This window comes from Shewanella chilikensis, assembly GCF_002836945.1.
GTDB classification, from domain to species: Bacteria; Pseudomonadota; Gammaproteobacteria; order Enterobacterales; family Shewanellaceae; genus Shewanella; species Shewanella chilikensis.
Map to the genome: position 1 here is coordinate 62,442 of NZ_NIJM01000025.1, position 9,349 is coordinate 71,790.

Below are 9,349 nucleotides of genomic sequence, written 5' to 3' on the forward strand. Positions count from 1 at the left end.
ACGCAATGTTTTAAGGGGTGGCAAAGGATCGATTATCTCCAGTTGGATGAAATGTGTCCAGGCTGGAGTTGAAAGGCAGAAATGCGCACGTGAATGAATTCAGTGACGTGGTAGTAGTAGCCTGATTTATCCTAGAGAAATAACCAATAAACACTAATCCCTTGTTTTACCAATGTTTAGGTAAAAGTATGTATTCTGGCATAAATGACTTTAATAAAAGTTGGTCTGAGAATGAATATTCGAGTAAATGAAAATATTGAAAATGAAGAATTTCAACCGATTAAAATGGTATCAAAACGTTTTAAATCAAAGTCGCAAGCATTAAGGCAACCAACAATTTATGTTTATTGTCCGAAGGATAGGGAGTTGTCTATAGGTGAAATCATCTATGATTACTCATTTGATATGGTTGTTAATGATTACAGTGTTAATGACTTTAGTTGTAAAGTTATATGCCACTTTGAAAGTGCACGTCTAAGCAAAGAGCAAAGACAGTTCCTAGTAAAAGCGACAGAGCTTGGAGCTTGGGTGGAACCTTTAGTTAGTTATCTCGACCAGAGGTTGGGTTATACGGAAGTACGCTTGCTTCATAGTGGTTACTTTTTACATCAAAAAGCATTTTCAATTTTATCGACTAAGCGAACTCAGTTAGCTAAACGAGTAATAGATTTGTTTGCATCCTTTTTACTCTGTAGTGTTGCAATACCGGTAGGGATTATTACTGCGTTGGCTATTAAACTCGAAAGTCCAGGTCCTATTTTTTATAAACAACGTCGCACAGGGCAATATAATGATGAATTCGAAGTGATTAAGTTTCGTTCAATGCGTAATGATGCTGAAAAGGCAGGTGCACAATGGGCTGCACACAATGACGCCCGTGTGACCAAAGTAGGTAACTTTATTCGTAAAACTCGTATTGATGAATTACCACAGATTATAAATATTCTAAAGGGGGATATGTCAATAGTAGGACCTCGTCCAGAGCGAGAGGTTTTTATTTCAAAACTAGAAAAAGAAATCCCCTATTACCGTTTTAGACACGCTGTTAAACCAGGGGTGACAGGACTTGCGCAGGTTAGTTATCCTTATGGTGCATCTATTGAGGATGCGGTATGGAAGCATAAATACGATATCTATTATATTAAGCACCACAGCACTATGCTAGATATTAAAATTTTATTTAAAACAGTAAAAGTTGTTCTTTTTGGGATGGGGCGTTAATTTGTTATGAGCAATCGCGGTGGTAGTGTTTTTGTTTTTGGATATCAAGGTCTTGGGAATATTGGCGATGATTTGATGTTTAAGACGTTGGCCGAATATTTTAAATGTGTCGGAGTAGATGTTTATTCACATAAGAGAAAATACCTTATAGCAGAAGAAAAAATGTTATCTGGTTTCAGTCTTTTGTGTAAAATGATTTTTTGTGATAAGTTTTACGTTTCGGGTGGGAATATCTTTTCTTATGAAAGGCCGCGCTCAATAATTAAAGTTGTTTCTTTTTTTCTTCTTTTTAATTTTCGTCATCTCATAAAAAAGGAAACTATTGTTGATTCGGTGGGGTTGAATTTGCGGGTTGGTTATTTCTGGCGTCTGATTTTGGTTTTAACTTTAAGGAAAGTTAATGAAGCTTATCTGAGAGATAATCTCTCTTTTCGATTTTTAAGGATGTTTTCTCCAGGTAATATTTATTTTAGGCATGATAGAGTTTATCGTAATGCAAAAAATATCCGTTCTTATAAAAAACAATTACAAAGCCCCGGGAGTCTTTGCGAGGATAAGTATTGCATTTGGTTTTTGTCAGAAACTGCCATTGATAAAGATAATGTTGATTCTGAAGTTAAGCTTATAAAAGAAATCGTTGCTTCTGGATATTGTATTAAATTTTTGGTGCAGGAAAAATCTGATGAAGTAAGATTAAATAGTTTTATTAATTCGTGTTCTTGTTTAAAAGGTAGGTATAAAAAAATTAATTACGCGTATAGCGAGCTTGGAACAATATTGCTAGAAATTGAACGGGCTGATTTTTCTATAACAGAAAGATATCATGGGGCGTTGTTGTCTGAGGTGTTCTCTGTAAAATGGTTACCTTTTTCACAGTCTGAGAAGCTAAATAGATTGGATGTTGGTGATTATAAGTTGAATAAACTGCCATTGTGATTTGGATGCAGAAAATTATCTCGGTATTGTGGAATGTTCTTAACTTTATTTAGTGTTATATTTTTGTTGTTGGTGTCTTTAGCTAAGATATATTTAAGTAAGGTTTTACCTACAGATGATTATGCGGCTTTTACAGCCGCTTTGGGTTTGGCGGCTCTTTGTGGATCAATTTTTTTTGGCGCGTATCCTAAACTATATCCAGGAAAGGTAAAGGAGTTAAAATTTATAAGTTTAGACTTACTTTCTATCTTTTCTTGTGTAGGGTTAATTACTTTTGGTTGGTTTCACTTTAATGTAAAAATTTTGTGCTTAATGGTTTGCTTCATGCTTTTTTATGCCTTTCATGAAAGCTCGTCTATTATATATTCATTGCTTTCAAGTGGGAAAAAGTTGATGCTTATAGAGTTTAGCCATTCATTAATATTTATCTTATTTATATTTTTTAGTTTTTTTTACAGTATAAATATTTCGGCTATTGCACTTTTTGCTTTCCCGGTGATTATCTTTTTGTTATATTTGTTGGTTAATGATGGGTTTAAATTTAAGGTTGATTTGAATCTTTCTCAGGCATTTGTTAATGATAAGTATATTGTATTAGTTTCTGCTGCAAGTGTATTTTTGATTCCTTTCTTGTTTTATAACTTTTTTGATTCAGGAAAGGCTAGTTCTATGATTGCCTTTTTCTATATCTTTTCTATCCCCATTGCGTTTAATCAGGTTTTAATTAATCGGTTTTTATATAGAGTGAGGGTTAGTCTGTTTAGGTCAAGCTTAACAGTGTTTTTTGTTGTTGCTGTGCAGTCTGTTTTTTTTTATTGGTTTAATAGTACTGAATATTACATTGAATTAATTAAATTTTTAACTCCTTACAGTCTTAATGTTCTATTTATACCTTTGTTTATGTTTATGTTTTCTAGAGCATTTTTTTCTGTGGTATTCATTGAAACTAGATTTAAAAAGTTGCCTTTAAGATTTTCATTTTTGATTGAATGTATTAAGGTAGTTTTAACAGTTGTGAGTGTTTGGCTAACAGCTATATATGCTGGAGATGATGAGGTTTTGTCTATATTTTTTATATTTTTCTCTATCTCATATCTCATTTCAGCCATTTTTTATTTGGTAGGTATTCGGTTAGATAAATAGTGTGGCTGGAGCGAATTTATGAATATTTGTTGTTTTGTTCTAACTTTGAACGAAGGTAAAAATGTAACTACTTGCATACAAAGTTTGAGGTCCATTTTTGATACTAAAGATGTTTATATTTTAGACTCTGGTAGTGTTGATAACACGGTTGAGCAAGTTGAAAAACAAGGTATTACAGTATTGACCAATGTTCAAGTTGGTACTTATTCAGCGGCAGAACAACGTAACTACGCATTGAACTATGCTAGAGATAATGGTTATGATTGGGTTTTGTTTATTGATGCAGATGAGTATCTATCGGATTCGTTTGTAAATGCATCCTTAAAAAAAATTGATGAATATAGAACTTTTGATGTTATATCAATTCCTATGCTTTATCGTTTACATGGGAAAAATATACGCTCTATGGGGTACCCTAACTGGCATGATAGAATTGTTCGTACTAACCAATCATTTAAAGCCAACGTCGGTGAGTATATAGAATCAAAATCGCGAGCCTATGCCAATGAATTGGAAATCGTGCATAATTTTAATTCCCTGGGTATGCGACGGTTTATTGAAAAACAATCAAGGTATGCTGAATATATAGGGAAGCAAATATATGATTATTCTCAAGGTAATGCTAGTGATTACTTTTTTAAGCCAGGAATTAAAGGGTATTTAAAAAAAGTTTTTAGTAGAATGGGGCTTTTTAGACCCTTTATTAGATTTATCTATCAATATATATTTAGACTGGGATTTATTGAGGGGCGTTCTGGCTTTATTGCGGCTGTGTATATGTTTATTTTTGAGTTTTTGGTCGCTGTTTCAGTCATTGAGTATAAACGAGAAAAATCAAACTTGGTCTTGTAATAATGAAATCTACTAAGGATTTTTCTTTTGGTGAAATGCTAAATGTTATTTTAGTCACCGTATTATTTTTATGCTTACTTATATTTTCTTGGGGCGCTGATTATAGTTTTCTTATCGATCCAAAGTACTATTTTGAAGCTGTTTCTCATTCGTCAGATTTAGAGAATGCATTAAAGTCTGGTTCTCGCTGGTCTATTGATTATGGGTTTATTCTATTTTCATTAGCAATAAATCAACTATTCCTATTTGTTAATATCAATAGTGTTTCCCCTGATAATTACCAACTTGTCTCATCCGCAATAGTTAGTGTATTACTTTTTATTGCTTACATCTCTATCTTGAGATTTTATGATAAAAAGCTTGTTTTTATTAGTGCATTGATGTTGGTAGTAAACCCTTCATTTGTCGGAGCTTTGTTCAATATATGGAGGCAGGGTTTTGCAGAGTTCTTTGTTTTATTATTTATTGCGTATTACAATGTTAGGCTTTTGAGGGTGCCCATTTTATTTTTAGCGTGTACGTTTCATTTTAATACAGCTTTGCCTTTTGTTTCATCACTATTTTCTAAGTTTTTTCTTAAAAGATTGTATATAAGTTTTTTTGCTTACATAATTTTCACAGTTTTGGTGTGTTATTATTTTGAAGGGTTATTTGAGCAATATGAAGTTTTAGACGTTTATGCAAATACTAATAGTAAGTTACCTTGGATAAGACTGTTGTTTTGTGTTGGCACCTTTTTTTTTTCATTAACTATTTTTTTATTATTTAGAGTGGATAAGCGGGATTGTTGTGCTGTTTCATCAATTTGTATTGATGATATTTTTAGAGTAACTTTTTTTTGTGTAGCTTTGGTATTGCTTTTAGGTTTTGTCTTTGCTTTAGTTATGCCTGCAGCATCCGAGAGAGTGATGCATTATTACTTTGTTTTATTTCCTATTTTTAATTTATTAGCCTATGAAAGATGTAATAGTTCAGGGAAGGTGTTGCTTTTCCTTTTCTCATTAAGCTACTTGCTGATTAACTGCTTTGTAGTTTTTAATTCTCAGACATGGAATAATGTTAAGTTTTTAATGATTTAAAGAGTTGATGGGTTATGGTTGAAGGTTTAGTTTCTGTAATAATGCCAGGTTACAATTGTTCTCGGACAGTTGAAAGGGCTATTGAAAGTTTGTTAACTCAAGGTTACGAAAATTGGGAATTAATATATGTAGATGATAAATCTGATGACGATTCTGTTGTAGTTGTTGAGTCAATAAAAGACTCTAGAATAAAAGTAATTGTAATGGAAAGTAATTCAGGAACGCCAGTAATACCGCGTAATATTGCAATTGGTGAGGCCAAGGGGCAATATATTGCTTTTTTGGATTCCGATGATATGTGGCATAGAGATAAACTTTCTACGCAGATTAATGCTATGAGAAAGTCAGGTGCATTTGCTTGTCATGCCTACTACCAGCGTGTAAACCAGCATGGTGAAGTGCTTAATCTTGTAAAGAGCCCACAAATTGTAACCTACAAGATGATGCTTTCTACTAATTATATTGGCAATTTGACAGGAATTTATGATTGCTCCAAGTTAGGCAAGTTCTTTCAAAAACGAATAGGGCATGAAGATTATCTCATGTGGTTAGAAATTTTATCTAAAACTGATTCTGTTGGAGTAAGATTTCCCTTAGGTTGTTATACAGTTAGCACAAGCAGTGTATCTTCTAATAAATTTAAAGCAATGAAGTGGCATTATAATGTTTTGCGAAAAGAGTTGGGGTTTAGTAATGTTAAGGCGTTTGGATACTTTTTGCGTTACGTATTTAACGCTTTTCTTAAACGATTATAATTATTTATAGTGGTTTTACAAGGTTCTGGTGGCTTCAATCAAACTGCTGTACGCATCTTTAGAAGGTTTGATTTTAAATCTTATTTCTTGGATTTATCCTAGATGCTTTTTATGGATTTTATTGTGAATTGATTTTTTATCCACCAAATGCGGTTGATTTTATCATATTTTAATGACTACATTTACTTTTTTGGTGGGGAGATAAATAAGAGATTTAATTATGAAAGTTGTTATTCCCGTAGCGGGACTTGGGACCCGTATGCTTCCTGCGACTAAGGCTATCCCGAAAGAGATGTTACCGCTTGTTGATAAGCCGCTTATTCAATACATAGTGAATGAGTGTGTTGCAGCCGGTGTGAAAGAGATTGTGCTGGTGACACATGCCAGTAAAAATGCGATCGAAAACCATTTTGACACCTCATATGAGCTTGAGTCGACGCTTGAAAAGCGGGTAAAGCGTCAGTTGCTCGATGAAGTACAATCAATTTGCCCAAAAGGTGTGACAATTATGCATGTTCGTCAGGGCGAGGCTAAGGGACTCGGTCACGCAGTGCTTTGCGCAAAACCTTGTATAGGCAACAGTCCTTTTGCGGTTGTGTTACCTGATGTGATTTTGGATGAGTATAGTGCCGATCAAAGTTCAGAAAATCTGGCGGCGATGATCAAACGCTATAAAGTGGCTCAAGCTAGCCAAATTATGGTGGCTCCAGTACCTCATGATGAAGTAAACAAGTACGGTATTGCTGATTGTGCTGGGGTAGACATTGAACCTGGAGAGTCATCAATTATTAAGGCGATGGTTGAGAAGCCTGCAGTTGATGAAGCACCATCAAACTTAGCTGTTGTTGGTCGTTATGTTTTGTCAGAAAAAATCTGGGATTTACTGGCTAAAACCCCCGCTGGTGCAGGTGATGAGATCCAATTAACAGACGCTATCGACATGTTGATTGAATCAGACACAGTCGAAGCCTTCAATATGACAGGTAAGTCTCATGACTGTGGTGATAAGCTTGGTTATATGACAGCGTTTGTCGAATACGGTCTGCGCAATGAAAAGCTGGGTAAAGAGTTTCGTCAGCAACTATTGAATTTGCTAGCACAATAGACTTTACTTTTACTTCAAGTGAATGCCCACTTTTTCTTAAAGTGGGCATTTTCGTTTTCAGCAGGTTAGATTCCAGGAAGTGTTGCGAAATTGTTTGTAATTTATCACTCAATCATAGTCGTCTAGCATGGCTAAACTCATCAAATCTGGTAGTGAAAAATGAAGATACTGGTCACAGGTGGGGCTGGATTCATTGGCTCTGCAGTTGTTCGTCATATTATCAACAATACCCAAGATAGCGTAATTAATGTCGACAAGTTAACTTATGCAGGCAATCTCGAGTCTCTTGTCAGCGTAGAGAAAGATAAACGATACGCTTTTGAGCAAGTTGATATCTGTGACCGAGCAGAATTAAACAGAGTGTTTGATGAGCATAAGCCTGATGCAGTTATGCACTTGGCAGCAGAGTCTCATGTAGATCGCTCAATAACAGCTCCTGCTGATTTTATTCAAACAAACATAGTTGGTACTTACACCCTCCTAGAAGCGACTCGTGCATATTGGCTCGAGCTATCTGATGATAAGAAGAGCACTTTTCGTTTTCACCATATTTCTACCGATGAGGTTTATGGTGACTTACCGCATCCAGATGAAGTGCAAAATTCAAACGAGTTACCTCTATTCACTGAAACTACCCCATATGCTCCGAATAGTCCGTATTCGGCATCGAAAGCATCCAGTGATCACCTCGTTCGCGCTTGGTTGCGCACCTATGGTTTGCCAACAATAGTGACCAATTGCTCAAATAATTATGGCCCTTTCCAATTTCCTGAAAAACTGATCCCACTTGTGATTTTAAATGCGGTGGAAGGCAAGCCCTTGCCTGTTTACGGCAAAGGTGATCAAATTCGTGATTGGTTATATGTAGAAGACCACGCTCGCGCTTTGTATAAAGTTGTGACAGAAGGAAAAGTTGGTGAAACCTATAATATTGGTGGTCAAAATGAAAAACGAAATTTGGAGGTGGTAAAAACAATATGTGCGATTTTAGACGAATTGATGCCTAAAGCTACGCCGTACGCGGAACAAATCACTTATGTGGCAGATCGTCCAGGTCACGACCGTCGCTATGCCATCGATACTACCAAAATGAGCAAAGAATTAAATTGGGCTCCTGATGAGACCTTTGAAACAGGGCTGCGCAAAACAGTGCAATGGTATCTTAACAATCAGGCTTGGAGTCAGCGAGTTCAGGACGGCTCTTATCAAAGACAACGCTTAGGTTTAATTTGTAACCTAAATAAAGGTAAAAATTAATGAAGGGGATTGTCTTAGCCGGTGGTTCAGGTACAAGGTTATATCCATTGACTAGAGGTGTATCTAAGCAGCTATTGCCGGTTTATAATAAGCCTATGATTTACTATCCGTTATCAACGTTAATGCTGGCGGGTATTCGTGATATTTTGATCATTACGACGCCTGAAGACAACGAAAGTTTTAAGCGGCTACTAGGCAATGGTAGCGACTACGGCATTCGTCTTGAGTATGCAATCCAAGAAAGTCCTGATGGTTTAGCACAAGCTTTTATAATCGGTGAAAATTTTATCGGTGACGATAGTTGCTGTTTAGTTTTAGGTGACAATATTTTTTACGGTCAATCCTTTACCAAGACGCTGCTAAATGCGGCTAGTCGAGAGCATGGTGCGACTATATTTGGTTATCAGGTTAAAGATCCGGAGCGTTATGGAGTCGTGGAGTTTGATAACAGCATGCGCGCTGTTTCAATAGAAGAAAAACCGCGTAATCCTAAATCTGACTATGCTGTGACAGGGTTATATTTCTACGATAATCGTGTTGTTGAGTTTGCCAAACAGGTGAAACCTTCTGGGCGGGGAGAGTTAGAAATTACCACTCTCAATGAGATGTATCTTAACGATGGCTCTTTGAATGTTGAGCTATTAGGCCGTGGTTTTGCGTGGTTAGACACTGGAACACATGAAAGTTTACTCGAAGCAGCTTCATTTGTTCAAACGATAGAGCATGTACAAGGCTTGAAGGTTGCTTGTTTAGAAGAGATTGCTTTTCAACAAGGCTGGTTAAATAAACAAGATCTATTAAGGATTGTAAGACCTATGATGAATAGTGATTATGGCCAGTACTTGCATAAGTTATGCCTGAAAGTTAATTAGTAGGTCAGGATAAAGCGTTGTTGCCTGGGACTGTGTTCGAAATACTGTGTCAGATCAATAATCAGCCACTGATGCGCGAATTCAACTCCGAAGTGCACCACTCGCTAAATTAGGCTGCCTTGCGTAATT

At 35.9% G+C, this 9,349-nt stretch carries 9 protein-coding genes; all 9 read left to right on the forward strand.

Annotated elements, in window-relative coordinates:
* Window positions 1-231 precede the first annotated feature (231 nt).
* The 9 genes from CX651_RS11365 (at window position 232) to rfbA (ending at window position 9,220) form a co-directional block, all read left to right on the forward strand.
* Window positions 232-1,221 (forward strand): exopolysaccharide biosynthesis polyprenyl glycosylphosphotransferase, encoded by a 990-nt coding sequence (locus tag CX651_RS11365; protein WP_101056104.1) that lies wholly within the window; start codon window positions 232-234, stop codon window positions 1,219-1,221.
* 6 nt (window positions 1,222-1,227) lie between these two features.
* A complete protein-coding gene (locus CX651_RS11370) occupies window positions 1,228-2,157 on the forward strand; it encodes a polysaccharide pyruvyl transferase family protein (RefSeq protein ID WP_101056092.1) in 930 nt (309 codons plus the stop codon).
* Window positions 2,158-2,190: 33 nt separating this feature from the next.
* Entirely contained in the window at window positions 2,191-3,300 is a 1,110-nt protein-coding gene (locus tag CX651_RS11375) for a hypothetical protein (RefSeq protein ID WP_101056093.1), read from the forward strand.
* 18 nt (window positions 3,301-3,318) lie between these two features.
* Window positions 3,319-4,152 carry a glycosyltransferase family 2 protein gene (locus CX651_RS11380; protein WP_101056094.1) on the forward strand — a complete coding sequence of 278 codons (834 nt, stop codon included), beginning with the start codon at window positions 3,319-3,321 and terminating at the stop codon, window positions 4,150-4,152.
* A 2-nt stretch (window positions 4,153-4,154) separates the two neighbouring features.
* The gene (locus CX651_RS11385; RefSeq protein WP_101056095.1) at window positions 4,155-5,231 is read left to right on the forward strand and encodes a hypothetical protein; all 1,077 of its coding nucleotides are present in this window, start codon (window positions 4,155-4,157) and stop codon (window positions 5,229-5,231) included.
* Window positions 5,232-5,245: 14 nt separating this feature from the next.
* A complete protein-coding gene (locus CX651_RS11390; RefSeq protein WP_101056096.1) occupies window positions 5,246-5,986 on the forward strand; it encodes a glycosyltransferase family 2 protein in 741 nt (246 codons plus the stop codon).
* A 220-nt stretch (window positions 5,987-6,206) separates the two neighbouring features.
* Window positions 6,207-7,091 carry a UTP--glucose-1-phosphate uridylyltransferase GalU gene (galU, locus tag CX651_RS11395; RefSeq protein WP_101056097.1) on the forward strand — a complete coding sequence of 295 codons (885 nt, stop codon included), beginning with the start codon at window positions 6,207-6,209 and terminating at the stop codon, window positions 7,089-7,091.
* A gap of 159 nt (window positions 7,092-7,250) precedes the next feature.
* Window positions 7,251-8,348, forward strand: a complete 1,098-nt coding sequence (gene rfbB, locus CX651_RS11400) for a dTDP-glucose 4,6-dehydratase (protein ID WP_101056098.1) — start codon at window positions 7,251-7,253, stop codon at window positions 8,346-8,348.
* Complete coding sequence (gene rfbA, locus CX651_RS11405) at window positions 8,348-9,220, forward strand: glucose-1-phosphate thymidylyltransferase RfbA (RefSeq protein ID WP_101056099.1); 873 nt, start codon at window positions 8,348-8,350, stop codon at window positions 9,218-9,220. The genes rfbB and rfbA overlap by 1 nt, the downstream gene beginning before the upstream one ends.
* The last annotated feature ends 129 nt before the right edge of the window (window positions 9,221-9,349 follow it).

Coding starts and splice junctions, on each gene's coding strand:
- CX651_RS11365 (WP_101056104.1), top strand. CDS start 232: ATGAATATTCGAGTAAATGAAAATATTGAAAATGAAGAATTTCAACCG.
- CX651_RS11370 (WP_101056092.1), top strand. CDS start 1,228: ATGAGCAATCGCGGTGGTAGTGTTTTTGTTTTTGGATATCAAGGTCTT.
- CX651_RS11375 (WP_101056093.1), top strand. CDS start 2,191: ATGTTCTTAACTTTATTTAGTGTTATATTTTTGTTGTTGGTGTCTTTA.
- CX651_RS11380 (WP_101056094.1), top strand. CDS start 3,319: ATGAATATTTGTTGTTTTGTTCTAACTTTGAACGAAGGTAAAAATGTA.
- CX651_RS11385 (WP_101056095.1), top strand. CDS start 4,155: ATGAAATCTACTAAGGATTTTTCTTTTGGTGAAATGCTAAATGTTATT.
- CX651_RS11390 (WP_101056096.1), top strand. CDS start 5,246: ATGGTTGAAGGTTTAGTTTCTGTAATAATGCCAGGTTACAATTGTTCT.
- galU (WP_101056097.1), top strand. CDS start 6,207: ATGAAAGTTGTTATTCCCGTAGCGGGACTTGGGACCCGTATGCTTCCT.
- rfbB (WP_101056098.1), top strand. CDS start 7,251: ATGAAGATACTGGTCACAGGTGGGGCTGGATTCATTGGCTCTGCAGTT.
- rfbA (WP_101056099.1), top strand. CDS start 8,348: ATGAAGGGGATTGTCTTAGCCGGTGGTTCAGGTACAAGGTTATATCCA.